Source organism: Emticicia sp. MM, assembly GCF_001649495.1.
On record NZ_LXHX01000098.1, the window covers coordinates 24,700 to 40,805 of the forward strand.

13 protein-coding genes are annotated in these 16,106 nt (G+C 36.6%); 8 read left to right on the forward strand and 5 right to left on the reverse strand.

Annotated elements, in window-relative coordinates; genetic code table 11:
* Positions 1-9 precede the first annotated feature (9 nt).
* The 7 genes from A6M55_RS12045 to A6M55_RS12075 all read left to right on the forward strand — a co-directional run bounded on the left by A6M55_RS12045 (position 10) and on the right by A6M55_RS12075 (position 9,053).
* Positions 10-1,182, forward strand: coding sequence for an aminotransferase class V-fold PLP-dependent enzyme (locus tag A6M55_RS12045; protein WP_064197897.1), 1,173 nt, complete (start codon positions 10-12; stop codon positions 1,180-1,182).
* Positions 1,183-1,336: 154 nt separating this feature from the next.
* On the forward strand, positions 1,337-3,352 hold the full coding sequence (locus A6M55_RS12050; RefSeq protein WP_156511045.1) for a histidine kinase dimerization/phosphoacceptor domain -containing protein: 2,016 nt from the start codon (positions 1,337-1,339) through the stop codon (positions 3,350-3,352).
* A gap of 114 nt (positions 3,353-3,466) precedes the next feature.
* Entirely contained in the window at positions 3,467-4,198 is a 732-nt protein-coding gene (locus tag A6M55_RS12055) for a LytTR family DNA-binding domain-containing protein (protein WP_064197839.1), read from the forward strand.
* Between the two features lie 203 nt (positions 4,199-4,401).
* Entirely contained in the window at positions 4,402-4,734 is a 333-nt protein-coding gene (locus A6M55_RS12060; protein ID WP_064197840.1) for a LytTR family DNA-binding domain-containing protein, read from the forward strand.
* A gap of 38 nt (positions 4,735-4,772) precedes the next feature.
* Positions 4,773-7,259 carry a 3-coathanger stack domain-containing protein gene (locus A6M55_RS12065; protein WP_064197841.1) on the forward strand — a complete coding sequence of 829 codons (2,487 nt, stop codon included), beginning with the start codon at positions 4,773-4,775 and terminating at the stop codon, positions 7,257-7,259.
* Positions 7,260-7,539: 280 nt separating this feature from the next.
* Complete coding sequence (locus A6M55_RS12070; protein ID WP_156511046.1) at positions 7,540-8,229, forward strand: hypothetical protein; 690 nt, start codon at positions 7,540-7,542, stop codon at positions 8,227-8,229.
* A 20-nt stretch (positions 8,230-8,249) separates the two neighbouring features.
* On the forward strand, positions 8,250-9,053 hold the full coding sequence (locus A6M55_RS12075) for a hypothetical protein (protein ID WP_156511047.1): 804 nt from the start codon (positions 8,250-8,252) through the stop codon (positions 9,051-9,053).
* A 71-nt stretch (positions 9,054-9,124) separates the two neighbouring features.
* On the opposite strand, the gene A6M55_RS12080 is transcribed toward A6M55_RS12075, so the two are convergent.
* From A6M55_RS12080 to A6M55_RS12090, 3 genes are all read right to left on the reverse strand, one after another.
* Positions 9,125-10,150: an LLM class flavin-dependent oxidoreductase gene (locus tag A6M55_RS12080; RefSeq protein WP_064197844.1), complete on the reverse strand. Its 1,026-nt coding sequence runs from the start codon at positions 10,148-10,150 to the stop codon at positions 9,125-9,127.
* A 2-nt stretch (positions 10,151-10,152) separates the two neighbouring features.
* Positions 10,153-11,187, reverse strand: a complete 1,035-nt coding sequence (gene hemH / locus A6M55_RS12085) for a ferrochelatase (RefSeq protein WP_064197845.1) — start codon at positions 11,185-11,187, stop codon at positions 10,153-10,155.
* Between the two features lie 132 nt (positions 11,188-11,319).
* Entirely contained in the window at positions 11,320-12,087 is a 768-nt protein-coding gene (locus tag A6M55_RS12090) for a hypothetical protein (protein ID WP_064197846.1), read from the reverse strand.
* A gap of 213 nt (positions 12,088-12,300) precedes the next feature.
* Here A6M55_RS12090 and A6M55_RS17310 point away from each other — a divergent pair, with 213 nt between their 5' ends.
* On the forward strand, positions 12,301-12,441 hold the full coding sequence (locus A6M55_RS17310) for a hypothetical protein (protein WP_156511048.1): 141 nt from the start codon (positions 12,301-12,303) through the stop codon (positions 12,439-12,441).
* Between the two features lie 78 nt (positions 12,442-12,519).
* Here the strand turns inward: A6M55_RS17310 and A6M55_RS12100 are convergent, their stop codons facing one another.
* On the reverse strand, positions 12,520-14,412 hold the full coding sequence (locus tag A6M55_RS12100; protein ID WP_064197848.1) for an amidophosphoribosyltransferase: 1,893 nt from the start codon (positions 14,410-14,412) through the stop codon (positions 12,520-12,522).
* Between the two features lie 154 nt (positions 14,413-14,566).
* Positions 14,567-16,045, reverse strand: a complete 1,479-nt coding sequence (locus A6M55_RS12105; protein WP_064197898.1) for an NADH-quinone oxidoreductase subunit N — start codon at positions 16,043-16,045, stop codon at positions 14,567-14,569.
* Positions 16,046-16,106 lie beyond the last annotated feature (61 nt).

The window sequence follows — 16,106 nt, forward strand, 5'->3', positions numbered from 1 at the left end:
TATCAACAAATGAGTTTTACTTGCCAAAAACATCTATTTTCTATTGAAGAAGGCGTAACTTACCTCAACGGAGCGGCCTACTCTCCTACCCTTAAAAGTTCGGTCGAACGAGGAGTTGATGGCATTCAATTAAAAGCATCGCATACGCATCTCATTAAAGGTAGCGACCATTTTTCTCTTCCACAGAAAGTACAAAAACTTTTCGCTCAACTCATTAACGAGTCTGATTATGAACGAATTGCGGTTATTTCTTCAGTTTCTTATGGGATGGCCGTTGTGGCAAATAATGTGCATCGCTTGCCCAATCTTTCATCAAAAAAGCACATTATTCAAATTCAGGATGAGTTTCCAAATAATGTTTACGCCTTCGACCGAGTTTGCCAAAAACATGATTTGACTTATAAAACCATTGCCAAACCTGATATTTTAGAAAATCGTGGTGGACTATGGAATCAGGCCATTTTAGAAGGTATCAATGCCGAAACTGCGATGGTAGTTATGCCACATATTCATTGGATTTACGGCGTAAAGTTTGATTTGGTAGCCATCTCGAAGCGATGCAAAGAAGTGGGTGCTTTATTAGTAATTGACGGTACTCAATCGGTTGGAATGCTTGACTTTGATATTCAGAGAATTCAACCCGATGCTCTCATTTGTGCAGGTTATAAATGGCTTTTAGGACCATATAGCATAGGAGTAGCTTATTTTGGTGAGTTTTTTGATGAAGGTGTACCCGTTGAAGAATCTTGGATGCACCGAGCCGAAAGCGATAATTTTGCCCAACTCATTCGCTACGAACGAGCTTACCGACCAAAAGCACAACGCTATAATATGGGCGAACACACACAATTTATTCAAGTACCAATGCTTGAAGATTCTCTTACCCAGCTATTAACATGGGGCGTGAATAATATGCAGAATTACTGTGCAGAAATCATCGAAAAACCATTAATAGCACTTCAAGAATTGGGTTGTTGGGTAGAAGATTCGGCCAATAGAGCAAATCACTTATTGGGTATAAATTTACCACAAACAATTAATAATCAAGCTTTTACTGAACAGCTTTCTGCTAAGAAAATCTTTGTATCGAATCGTGGGGTAGCTATTCGGGTTTCTCAGAATGTGTATAATACCGAAGCTGATTTATGGGCTTTAGTTGGGGTTTTGAAGGAAAATCTTTAGTAGAAACTTACATTTCTTACGTTGCCCCTTTTGGTCTTGTATGATTAAAAGGGGCTTTTTGTTTTTTTAAAGCTGTTTTTGTCTAATTTGCACAACAATCCAGCTCTCAAATCTTATTTTGAAAAATATCAACCCAAAACTAAAGCCATTTACCTTGAAAACTATACTCTTTAACTTTCTTCATCTGGTTGGTTTGTATCTAAAAGCGACATTTCTATCAGCATTTTTTGTGTTTTTATCAATTCTTTTTTCATTGGTTACAAAAGCACAATCTACAAATACTTATACACCGCTTGGAAAAGGTCTTCAAACTTTGCCTCTTGATACAATTCTTGTAAAACTGGGCAGTGCCGTACAGAATATGGATGTTAAGAATGAGGTACAAATCAAACAAGAAATACTCACTACTTTAGCACGAGCTAAAGCTACCAATAATCCGTTATACATAGCTAAAGCCAATCAACAGTTGGCAAATTGGCATTATGGCAGTACGACTTCAGGAAATAAAGATTCCATTTATCATTATGATAAGCAAGCATTAACGTATTTTTTACAAACCAAAGAAAATGAACTTATTACACGGGCATACCGAAATGTGGGCTTCGACTTTGATGAAATGCAACAATTTGCTCAAGCAGAAATCTACTACTTCAAAAGCCTAAAAGTAGCTCAATCCATTGGTTATCAGAGTGGTATAAATGCCGCTCATGCAGCTTTAAGTACTCTTTATAACAACACCAAAGATTATAATTCGGCGATTAAATATTCAAATTTAGTAATTGAAGCATACAAAAAAGACAAGAAAACCCATCCTTTGATTAGAGCCTTAAATAATATCAGTGATATTTATGTTAGCATCGGACAGCCCGAAAAAGCACTGACTGCTACTAATGAAGCTTTAGCTCTTACTGCAAATTTGCCAGAAAGTGTAAAAGAATCAGAAATCATCAATGTACGAGCATGGCGTGGAAAAGCATACCGAGCTTTGAAACGATACGATGAAGCCCTCAAAGACTTTGAGTTTTCGTGGAAAGCAATGCAAAAAATAAATGGCAATGACCAAGCAAATGGTTGGAAAGGCGATATTGGAAGTATTTATCATTTGCAAGGAAAACACGCAGAGGCAATTCCTTATTTAAGAGATTACATCAATCATTTGAAAGATAAAAAAGTTTATAGTCCAGAAGAATTGAAAAAACATAATATCTGGTTGGCAGAGTCTTTAAAGGCCTTAAATCAAACAGATTTGGCTTATAAATACCTTTCAGACGGTAAGGATATTGAAATAAATTCGTTGCAACAAGAAACAAAAGCACTAAAAAATGAGCTTCGTGTAAAATATGAAACCGAACAAAAAGACCAAACGATTGCTTCACAATCGGGGCAAATTGAACAACAAAATAAGATTCAGACCTTGAGTTATGCCATTGGTGGATTATTGATTTTGCTTTTGGGTGGTTTGTTTTTAACTTATAATAACAATAAAAAGAAAAATCAGCAACTACAAGAACTCAATAATAACTTAAACATTTCTAATACTCAACTCGATAAAAGAAACGCCGAAAACGAGTTACTCCTCAAAGAAATCCACCATCGTGTAAAAAATAACCTCGAAGTAGTTTCCAGTTTATTGGCCTTACAATCAGCCAAAATCGACGACCCCGAAATTCAAGATGCCATGCTTGCGAGTCAGAATCGGGTACAAAGTATGGGGATTTTGCACCAAAAACTCTATCAAAGTGAGCATTTAGCATTTATCGAAATGAAAAACTACTTTCAGAATCTTTGTGAAAATATTCTGGACTCTTACAACGAAACCGACAGAATTAACGTAGATATAGATATGAATGAAATTGAGTTAGATGTTGATACAGCTGTTCCAGTTGGTTTGATAGTAAACGAATTACTTACAAACTCATTAAAATATGCTTTCCCGAATGGTAAAAAAGGCTCGATTAAATTAAGCCTCAAAAATCTGGATAAAGATAGTTTAAGTCTGAAAATTAGCGATAATGGTATTGGTAAAAATCTGGACACAAAAGCAAAAGGAACTGGATTCGGCACACAATTGGTCGATTTGCTCACTCGCCAAATTGATGGTAAATTTGAGCAAGAAGTAAAAAATGGCACAGTAATTTCGATTAATTTTAGACGACAAAAAGCAGCTTGAAATGTTTACTGGTTATTAGATAACTGGTTGCAACTCACTAAATAACCAATTCTCAAGTAAACCAATAAGCAATTCACTAATAAGAAGTTTCCCAGTAAGCATTCACTAAGAAACATGCAAAGCCAACTCAAAATTCTAATCGTTGAAGACGAAATGCTGATTGCCGCCAATATCGCCAATCAGTTGGAAACCTTTGGTTATGAAGTAATTGGCATCATTCCGAGAGGTGAAGAAGCGATAAAAGTAGTTCAAAATGATAAACCTGACTTAGTATTGATGGATATTAATTTGAAAGGAGAAATTGATGGCATAGAAACAGCAAAAAGAATACAACAAGAAGGACAAATTCCGATTATCTACTTAACGGCAAACAGCGACGATGAGCATTTTAATCGAGCGAAAGCGACCAATCCTTACGCTTTTCTCTCAAAACCATTCAAAAGACTGGACTTACAACGTGCCTTAGAATTGGCCTCTGTACGAATTTTACAAGAGAATAATGAGCCAAAAACCGAACAAAATGGTTTAAAATTGGAAGACCGCATTTTCGTAAAACAAAATGACCTCATGTGCAAAATTCTCATTGCTGATATACTTTATCTCGAAGCCGACCGTAATTATTGTCAAGTTTTCACGAAAGACAAAAACTATCTTTTAGTAAATACGCTCAAAAATATGGAAGAGAAATTGCCTACTCAAAGTTTTCAAAGGGTTCATCGTTCATACATTGTAAATCTGAAAGAAATCAACGAATTCAATCATAACAACATCACAGTTGGCAATAAAATTTTACCTTTGAGCAAAGAACTCAGACCAGAATTATTGGCAAGATTACAAACTATTTAAGTTATTTTATATACCTCTTCTACTGAAAGCTTGCAGATTATTGAAATTTGTAAGTTTTTTTCGTTTTTCAGCTTCGGTAAATAATTCTACCCCTTCGGACAATTTCCAGTATGCTTCGTCCTTGATGAATTTCCTAAATAAACGTATTGGTATAGTTTGGTAAAACTTTATGTGAATTTTTCAATTCATAAAAAACAAAAACCATGAAAACCAATAAACTCATTCACCTCGGTAGTAGAAAAAATATCTCGCCTGCTAACATTCTGATGCTCAAAGCTGACATCAACTACACGCTTATCTACTTAGAGAATGGAAGCAAAATCATGTCTTCGACCACACTCGGCAAAATCGAAAAGCGATTGAAGGACTTTCAGTTTTTCAGACCTAACCGTTCAATCATATTCAATCTTGATTTTATGGCAGATTTTGAAAACAAAACTCAATCGGGCAGTTATGGCAAGATTTTACTCAAAAACAATGAAAAAATAGCTCTTTCAAGACGAAAAAGTGAAGCTTTTCTAAAAATCATTCAGTGAAAAACCACACTTAAATCATTCCAAAAACAATATTTACAATGAAAAATAATTTTACAAAATCTATCTTCGGTATTTTGGCAGTTATTTGTCTTTTACTAAGTTCAAATTTGATTTTTGCCCAAGCTACTTGGCTTTCTTCTGGCAATTTTACAGCAACTTATGCTTCCAGTAACGAAACCATTAAAGTTACCAATTCGGCTGGAAGTGTAGGCGGAGGAAATGTGGTGAAGGGTTATGCTAATAACAATACGGGTGATATTACAGCCAATGCTGGATATGGAGCAATTCCTAATGCCTTTACTAATGCACCAACGGCTCAACTCTTCAAAGCCACGGCAGGAAAACCTTTTACCATCACCTTAGAGTTTGACCTCCAAAATGCCATTTTTGGGGGTACTGAATCTACCATAACGATGTTGCAAAGTGGTCTTGGTAAAAATGACCAAAATTATTCCTATGACCAATTCATCACCATACCTCAAACGAGTGCAGTGGATGTTAATGGAAGAAAAAGGTACGTATTTACGGGCACATATACCTTTCCAGTAGGTAGAACTCAAGCATGGTTAGTATTTGGTTTTAGACGGTCATTAGGAAATCCCAATGATACAAGAGACAATATGATTATACTTCCGTTTGTGGTTGAAGGAGCTTATAATGACATATCTGAGGCGAATAAAGTAAAAATCTTGGGGAGATTCAGAGAACCCGCCATTCCGCAAATGATATTACACAATCCACCAGGCGATATGAGTAGTGTTACTTTTCAAACAGCACAGGAGGCTTGTAGAAACATGAGCGAATCATTGACCACCGAAGAATCTAACACAGGTAAGCTAAACGTTACTTTGGGAATTGCAGGTTCGGCAGGTTTGTTTGTTACGACCAATTTTGAGTTTTCGGTTACGGCATCGGTCAGTGGCGGTGGAGGTAGCACCGCTATGAGGTCTAACGGACAACAAAACTGTGTTTCGATTCTAAATGCCATTTCTACAATACCAGGGTCAGCTCCTGTCAATCAAGGCTCTATTTATTTAGGATATTCGTCCGATATAGACTATGGTGTCTTTCCGAGTGTAATTATCAATACTTCTCCCACCTTAACAATCGTAAAAGACTCCTCCTTGATTTTCGGAGTAGTACCCAATTCGGCTGCACCATTTTATTATTCAAAATCAGATATTCTGGCTGATATTGCTCAAAGACAAACCATCATAGATAATCTTGCAACATTACCAAAAATCAGATACGAAGCTCAAAGCCAAATAAATATATGGCGGCAAGTATTAGCAAAAGATAGCATCAATATCAATAATCCTAACGCCGAAGTTATTACTCCGTCATTTACCTTAACTGGTAATTCTTCATCGATTTCAAACTCGGTTACACAGTCGGTATCTACGAGTGAGACTTACGATGTGAGCCATTTTCTTGAACTCGGAGCTGGAGTAAGTTTTGTAGTAAAAGTTGGTGGTTCTGGCGTAGATGGAGGTTATGAATTTAAAACTAAAAAAACGCTGGGAACATCGGTTTCTAATAGTAACAATTCAAGTACAACAATCGCTTATACGCTACAAGACAATGATGCGGGCGATATATTTAAGGTCAAAATCATCAAAGATAAAACCTATGGTACACCCATATTTTTGCTTGACCATGCACAATCACGAACCTCTTGCCCCTATGAAGGTGGTTATCAAAGAGACCAACCAAGTTTACAAATCGTAGGCTCGGCTCAAAACAACATTACCATTCCGAATGTAACTTTGGGTACACCCGCTTCATTCCAAGTCAAACTTTGTAATAATAATTCGACCGAAGCACGTAGCTATAATTTAGGTTTTGTTCCGCAGACAAATTTAAACGATTTATTGATTTCAGCGGCTGGAAGTTCGGGGTCGCAATTTGGTCCTTTTACAATTCCTGCCAACGGTTGTAGAATCGAAAATTATGATGTAAATATTGCGAGACGATTTCCTGCCAGTGGTGTAAATTTCTCAAATCTTGAACTTGAATTATATACAGCTTGCGAACCGAGTATTAAATCAAGTATCATTGCCAATGTCAGTTTTGCTGCACCTCCAGCAGCAGTTGTAACCACTAATAACACCGAAGTTTGCTCTGGTTCACCTGTCACACTAACCGCAACTTGCCCCGTCAATTATGCCATAAACTGGTACACTTCATTTACTGGCGGTTTTGTCGTGGCGAGTGGCAGCAGCGTAAGTCTAAGCCCAACAGCCAATACGGTATATTATGTTGGTTGCGAAAGTACCAATCATGTACCACCGAGAGTTGCGAGCAAATTAGTTTTGGTAGGTTCACCTTCTACGGTTTTGAATTTAACTTCAAACTTTACAACAAGTACATTACAAATAGCCAATACAACCATTATAGCAAACAATAAGATATTCTCGCCAGCAAGTGTAACGTATAAGGCAGGAAAATCACTCTCATTTAACCCTGGTTTTGAGGCAAAAGCTGGGAGTAATTTTATGGCAAGGATTGGTGGGTGCGGGAATTAATTGACTAAGAATTTATTAAGATTTGAATCTTAACTATTATAACCAATCCAATTGTGGCAGTATTTTTAATCATTTATTAGGTCAAATGGCAAACCTCCTAATAAAAAATACTGAGAGTTTACCATTCGCTAAAGTTTCAATAGATAACTTTGAAGTAACTCAAGTAAGGTTTATCTTTAAGAATAACACAAACTCACTTATCTTTAAGCATAAAAGCATATTTGAGCCATTTTTTTCATCAACAACCACTTTTATTTACCCTAATTTCAAATTCAAACGAATGATAACAATCCAAGATTGGGAACTCAATAAGGAAAAATGGTTAGATAAAGACCTTGCTTTAATGATTTCGGATAAAGACTGGAAAGCAAGAACTCAGAAGGGCGATATTAAAATTTGGCAAAGGTCTTTTCCCGATGATAAAAACGACCTTTTCCGTTGGCGACTACCCAAAGTTGCCGCCAATCATAATGAAGTTTTTGATGTTTTTACCAATAAAATGGTTGATTATCATCATTATTGGACAGCCGAATATTCGGGCGGTTATCTTGTAAAAGAAATTGATGAAAACACCCAAATTATCTACCAACAATTCGACCCGAATAAACCATTTATTTCAAAGCGAGACCTTTTGTATATTCAATGGTCAAGGAAAATTGATGAAAAAACTATTCAAAGCAGTTTTAGGTCAATCGTTTGGGAAGAAATGCCATTACCAAAAGGTTTTGAAAGAATTGATTGGTGGGGAGGGCATCTTTTTGAGGCAAATGAAGATGGAACAAGTCAATTAGTATTGATTGACAGAGAAAATCAAGGTGGATTTTTTCCATCATTCCTGATGAACAAAATAATGCCACAATACCTCATACACCAATTTGAAAGTATTATTAAGTTTTTTGAGAAAGGAGGAGTAAAAACGCATGAAAAATTACCAAAATCTCAAAATACTGCTCTAACAAATAAAAACTAAACACCCTAAATCAAATCAAAATGACACTCTTTAATTGGCTGTCCCAACATCAAGCTATCATTAATCAGATTTGGGTATTTACACTCACCTCAACAGTAATTCTATACGTTGCGTGCAACCTACTGCCTGATAGAATCGTCGGGAAGTATTTGCCTTTACACAACGTTTTCAAACCTGAAACTAATATTGATTTAGACTATCAGTCAATCGGTTATGTACTTTTACATACTACTTGGGCAACAAAAATTACTCATTCTACCATCATCATCGAAGCAGTTTTATGGTTTATTATTTTTGAAAGTTGGCATTGGAGCGTTCCACTTATCGCACTAATTACCATTTTGATTCAATCTGTCTTTATTGGCGATAAAAAGTTTGGCCTTTTTTTTATTATCATTGGAATCCTTACCTATTTAACAGCTATTTTTAGTATCCAAATCATTGGTCTATCAGATTCAATTTTAGTCTCAAAAACATTCTTGATGCTGGGAGGATTGATGCGAATGCTGAGCCATTCGGCAGAACTCATACCACCACTTTTAATCAATAATACTGACCAATTTGAGAAATTAGACCCTAAAAAAATCACATTCAGATTATTACTTTCTTCACCTATTGGCTACATCGGCGAATTTGGTAGCAGCTTACCCAATCGAATTTTACCGATTCAAGTAAACTGCATTTACCAAACTATTTTTGGTATTGCTCCTGCAAAAAACTTGGGTTGGGGTGAAGTCAAAGAATCTGCTAAAATGGTTTTGACAGGCGGTTATTCAAAATTAAGTTCACTGAAAAGTTATTATAATAGTGTGATTAAAAATTAAGTTGTGAAAATTATATTAAAACAAAAAATGCTCTATTCTTTTCTGAATAGAGCATTTTTTGTAAATTTTGATTATTTACCATTCACAATTGGCGAAACCTTAGTTCCAATCAATTCGATGGCTTTCATTAATTTTTCGTGTGTAAGCCCCGCATTATCCATTTGGAATGTTACTCTCGTAATTCCACCCAATGCTTCGCTGTGCCGAAGTATTTTCTCCGCTACTTCTTCTGGATTTCCGATTAAAAATGCTCCGAGTTTGGTGGTTTGAGAATCAAAATGCGAACGTTGAACTGGTGGCCAGCCTCTTTCTTTACCAATATTCGTAAACATTTCAGCATAGCCTGGGTAAAATTCTTCGTGAGCTTCTTCTGTAGTTTCGGCTACATAACCCAATGAATGTAAACCGACTTGCAGTTGATCAAGCGAATGACCTGCTTTCAAACCTGCGTTTCGATAGAGGTCAATCAATGGTCTGAAACGGTGCGTTTCTCCGCCAATAATTGCCACCATCAATGGCAAACCCAACATACCAGCTCGCACAAACGATTGTGGAGTTCCGCCCACCCCTATCCAAATCGGTAGTTTTTCTTGCAATGGTCTCGGATAGATGGCTTGATTATAAAGTGCTGGACGAAACTTCCCTCTCCAACTTAAAACCTCATTTTCTCTAATTTTAAGTAAAAGGTCGAGTTTTTCGGTAAAAAGTTCGTCATAATCTTCTAATTTCAAACCAAAAAGCGGAAAAGCATCGGTAAAAGAACCACGCCCAACTACCATTTCGGCACGACCTTGCGAAATTAGATCAAGCGTAGCAAAATTTTGAAATGCTCTTACGGGGTCAATGGCACTCAAAACCGTAACAGCACTTGTCAATTTTATACGTTTGGTTCGAGCAGCAGCAGCAGCCAAAATCATTGTTGGTGCCGAATCAAGAAATTCTTTGCGATGGTGTTCTCCAATACCAAAAACATCGAGTCCAACTTCATCGGCTTTTTCGATTCTTTGCAATAATTCCCTTATCGACTGTTCGCTACTTATCGTTTCGCCTTGATTATTCTTTAAAACTGCCGCAAAACTATCAATTCCTATTTCCATTTTTATGCAACCACTCCTTGTTTTTCTTTCACTAAATCAACCAGTAACTCAATCCAAGCGTCAGAATCATTCAAACTCTCAACCAACTGCCAGTGTTCGCCACCATTTTCTTCAAATAATTCTTTATATTCTTCTCCTACTTCAAGCGTAGTTTCTAAGCAATCAGCCACAAAAGCTGGCGAAAATGCCAAAACTTTTTTGATACCTTGCTTAGCAAAACCTTTTACAACATCCTCAGTATAAGGTTGAATCCAAGTTTCACGACCAAGTCTCGACTGGAAGCAAGTTGTATAAGTTCCTTCTTTCAAACCTAATTCTTTAACTAAAAGGCGAGTTGTTTCAAAACATTCAGCACGATAACAATGCTGATTCATGGCAGTAATTGAATCACAACACGAACCGAGCTTACAAGTATTTCCAGTACAGTCGCCCTTACGTATATGACGTGCAGGAATTCCGTGATAACTAAAAATCACATGCTCATAATCATTCTCAGCCAAATGCTTTTTTCCCATTTCTGCAAAGGCATTGATAAATTTTGGATGATTGTAGAAGTAATTTAAGAACTTAATTTCGGGAATTACTTGCCACTTCGTCACGATTCGCATTACTTCTTCGTAAACCGAACCAGTTGTAGCCGAAGCATATTGCGGAAAAAATGGGATCACGATGATATTACTCACACCCATTTCTTGCAATGCTTTCAACCCCGACTCAATACTTGGGCTTTGATAACGCATTGCCAATTTCACCACATATTCGTCGCCTAATGCTTCTTGCAATTGTTTTTCGTTGGCTTCTCCGTAGATTTTCAATGGTGAACCATTCTCTGTCCATAATTCTTTATAAATTTTGGCAGATTTTGGCGAACGGAATGGTGCAATAATCAAATTGACCAGCATCCAGCGAGGAATAAAAGGAAAGTCAATTACTCGACCATCCATCAAAAACTCTCTCAAATATTTCCTTACATCAGGCACACTCGGACTATCGGGAGTACCTAAATTTACTATCAAAACTCCTGTTTTTCCAACCATTTCTTCAAGAATGAAGAATGAAGAATGAAGAATGAAGAATGATGGATTTCTTATAAAAAAATTAAAATATTATCTCTTTATGTTTACTTCCGCATTCTTAAATCTCAATTCTTAATTCTTAATTTTTTAATTTTAAAACTCTATTTTATCTTTTTTCTTATTATAATCTTTTGCTTTACTGAAATCGGGCTTTTTGAAATCGGTATAAATTGATTCTGGTAAAGCTTCAAAAACCTTAATTTCAGTTAAATCACGGTCGCCACGCTCGCCTGACAAGATAATTTTACCATAAGGCTTGTATTCTGTCCATGGACGAGTAAAACCTGGTTTTTCGTCAGTTGACTTTGCAAAATATGCCCATTGAGTCAATAAATTACTTTCTTTTTCAACCCAAACTTTATACATATTGTTTGGAGTATTACCAACTTCTTTAAAAGTCATCTGCAATAAGTACGCTTCTTTACCTGCTTCGGTTTTATCTTCGCCCAAATATTTAAGCGTTACTCCATTATCTCTCAATTTGAATGGCATCGTGAGCCAATATGAATCATTAATCCAAGCACCTTTGCCTACCTTCATATATTTCTTAACCGAATCGGCGGCTGTTTGTTCGGCTCCGTACTTAAAAACTTTTCCTGTATCAGTATTAATATTCATTAAAATTACTGATTTATCTCTCGGAAAATCAATTCTGACATTTCCCGTCCATTTGTCCCAAGTGAGGGTTCTTGCTCCAAAAAAATTCCAAGTAATATGGCGGGTTTCGTCCCAAGCTTTTTTACCTCCCATCGCTGTCATTACTTTATCAGCTATTTCGATGGCCTTTGCATCCGAAGCTTCTTGTGCTTTGATTGATTGGCTAAAAAAAGCCACAATACAAATAAATAGTAGTTTTTTCATTGAGTTATTGTCTTAAAGGGTTGATTTTTCTGAAGGTTTAATATAAAGAAAATAAGTAATAATTGGGTTTAATTTTGATTATGAATTAAACAACAAATTAATTTTATTGAAGCATACCGTTTAATAAGTATTTACTAAAATAAATATTAAATCATTTTGCGAATATTCGCTTTCTGCATTAACTTTGTTATATCAATACAAACTCCAATAAAAATGAATACTTCTACCATTTCATCGACACCAGCAATGCCCATCTCTAATGAAACTGTAAATATTATAGATTTGTTACGAGTGATTGGTATGCAAGAAGTTACAAACAACGTTTTTACATTACCAAAAAAGAAGAAAAAATAAAACGAATGACGATTTACGAATGACGAATTATGAATAATTTCTCGCAGAGCCTGCTTTAATTCGTAAATCGTCATTCTACTAATAGGCTCTCACCAATTTGCCTTCCATAAAGTTCACGAATGCACGGTTTACTACTCTATTTCCGCCACGAGTTGGATAATTTCCTGTAAAATACCAGTCTCCGATATGATTTGGACAAGCCTTGTGCAGATTTTCAACTGTCTGATAAATCATTGCGACCTCTGCTTTCATGTTTTCAGGTGTCACAATTTCGGCAACTTTCTGTGAAATTTCTTCATCAGTAAATTTGTCGTATAATTGCTTCACGAAATTTTGTTCATAAGCATTATCAGTTTGCAATGCACCTACACTTTGTGCATAAACCTCATGCTTCATATATTCTATACCGTTCTGGCGAAGTAAATCAAGCATAGCTCTGAAAGCCACAAATTCTTTCATCTTCGACATATCAATACCATAGCAATCTGGGTAACGAATCTGCGGAGCCGACGAAACAATGATTACTTTCTTAGGCCCAAGACGGTCAATCATTTTCAAGATACTCTTTTCGAGGGTTGTTCCACGCACAATTGAGTCATCAATCAAAACTACGGTGTCGATGCCTTTACGCACAACTTCATACGTCATTTCGTACACGTGCGAAACCATTTCGTCACGTTCATCATCATTAGTGATAAAAGTACGAAGTTTTACATCTTTCGATACTAATTTTTCGATTCTCGGACGGAAAGACAATACTTTCTTGATTTCTTCGGGCGAAAGATTGCCTTCGGTGATGCGTTTCAAACGCCAATCGGACAAATATTGTTCTAAACCTTCCACCATTCCGAAAAACGCACTTTCAGCCGTGTTCGGAATATAGGAGAATACTGTATTTTCAAGGTCATAATTGATTTCTTCTAAAATTTGCGGAATCAATAATTGACCGAGTTTTTTACGTTCTTCGTAAATTTGAGGGTCAGAGCCACGTGAGAAATAAATACGCTCAAAACTACACGATTTTTTCTCCAATGGTTTCATTATCTGAAACTCATTGTATTCGCCATGCTTGTCAATAATCAAAGCATTGCCTGGCTGAACTTCTTTAATATCATCATAATTGGCATTGAAAGCAGCTTTAATAGCTGTTTTTTCAGAAGCCACAATGACCACTTCATCATTTGCCCAATAATAAGCAGGGCGAATACCCGCAGGGTCACGCACCACAAACGAAGCACCGAAACCCGTCACACCAGCCATTGCATAGCCACCGTCGAAATCACGGCACGCACGGTGCAGTACTCTTGGCAAATCCATGTTATCTTCGATGATGTCTGAGAGGGCGGGGTTTTCGTAGATACCTTTGAAACGGTCGAATACTCTTTGGTTTTCTTCGTCGAGGAAGTGTCCGATTTTCTCCATTACGGTTACGGTATCTCCCAAGTCTTTCGGGTGCTGACCCAATTTTACTAATTTATGGAAAAGTTCTTCGGCATTAGTCATGTTGAAGTTTCCTGCTACCAACATATTTCGGCTACGCCAGTTGCTCTGACGCAACATAGGATGGCAATTTTCGATTTCGTTTTTGCCGTGTGTACCGTAGCGAAGGTGTCCGAGCCAAACTTCACCTGAGTAAGCTACATTTTCTTGCAACCATTCGGCATTTTTGAATTTGTCGGGATTGTTGCGAAGAACATCTTTGTATTTCTCGTTAATCTTGTTAAAAATATCAACAATCGGTCGATTTTCAACGGAACGGTATCGACTTATGTAACGATGGCCAGGGGCAACATCAAGTTTTACATTTCCGACTCCTGCTCCATCTTGGCCACGATTCGATTGTTTTTCCATTAAAACGTACAATCGTTGAATGCCATAAAGGGGCGTACCGTATTTGTCGATGTAGTATTGAAGTGGTTTGCGAAGACGAACAAGGGCAATGCCACATTCGTGTTTAATTGCGTCGCTCATTGAGAATTTTTGGAGATTGGTTATGCAAAGTTCTAAAGAATATACGTCCCTTGCAAAGAAAAAGTTCTATTTGTTTTAAGAGAATGTTAAGGTTATTGAGGAGAAGTTTACATTATCTAAATATAAGGAAATGTTTTCTTTGAAAAAGGCTAATTTATGCCAATTTTAAACTTTCAATTAGATTAATTAGCCCACTCGGACGCATAAATAGATAGATAATGAAAAACAGAAATATCAACAAAAAGCCTTTACGAATAAAACCAATTTGATAGTAGCGAACTCCAATTTTAGGTTCTTTAAAAATCATAAAATAAGGAATCTTGATATAGTAAAATATCGAAATAGCAGTGTTTAGAAGGCCAAAAATCATTACAATCAGCAACATATTACTGCCCGATGACTGGTAAGATTCCCACAGAGCAGTAAAAAGAAGTAATTTTCCTGTAAAACCTACGGTTGGAGGTAGCCCAACCAAGGCAATCATAATTATTACGGCCGCCAAGCCCAAAAATATATTTTCCTGCCCAAGACCTCGCAGACTTTCGAGTTCGTAGCTCTCAGTTTTTAAAGCCAATAAATCTATCAGTAAGAATGCAGCAAGCGTAATAAAAAGATAAGTAGCTATATAAAAAATTGTTGACTGAATGCCTATGATATTGGTAGCCAGCAAACCCACCAACATAAAACCAGCATGAGCAATCGTTGAATAACCGAGCATTCGCTTGGTATTGGTTTGCCACAAAGCCGATAAATTTCCAATCGTGATAGAAGCCATGATTACGATAGCCATTATCATTCGGAAATCGATACTCAATGAAGAAAACAGGCGAATCAAAACCAGTACAACGGCGGCTTTTGGTGCAATTGAAAGAAATGCTACGATAGGCGTTGGAGTGGCTTCATAAACATCAGGTGTCCAACTGTGAAATGGAACAGCCGAGAGTTTAAAGAGTAGTCCACCAATGGTCATAAAAATGGCAATTTGGGCAATCCAAGTAGGGTTTTGACCTAAAAAAGTAGCAAATTCTTGTCCAACAAAATTGAGTGTACCTGTCATGCCATATAATAACGAAATACCATAAAGCATAATTGCCGAACTCGTTGCTCCGAACAAAAGGTATTTGATACCAGCTTCGCTATTGTTTTTTCCTTTATTGAAAACCACCAAAATATATGAGCAAATAGAAACCAGTTCGAGCGAAACATAAAGCATGAGCCAGTTCGTTGTCATGGTCATGATAAACAATCCCCAAACCAAAGCCATAAAAATGGCGTAGAACTCCCCTACTACTTTATAGCCTACCACCCAAACATGAATCAAAACTGCTACTGATGCTATCGAAATGATAAGTTTGAAGAATAAACTGACGGAATCTAAATATATCAGCTGACCAAAAAGTACACTTCCCGACTCAAAATATTGTTTATAAAATCCAAAAAAAGCATAAAACACAAAACCAATACTAATTAAGACACTGATTATAAGCACATTAAAAAGTACGTAGGTACGTTCGGTATCTAATTTTTGGGAAAAAGCAATAGCGGCTACTATTACCAAAAATACTACTCCAAAGAGTAAGTCGGGCAATAGTACACGTGAACTAAAGAGAATATGTGATAATTTTTCGAGCATTGAATACTTTGTGGCTTTGGCTATAAAAAAGTGTGGCAAGTCTGACATTCAAATCTGACCA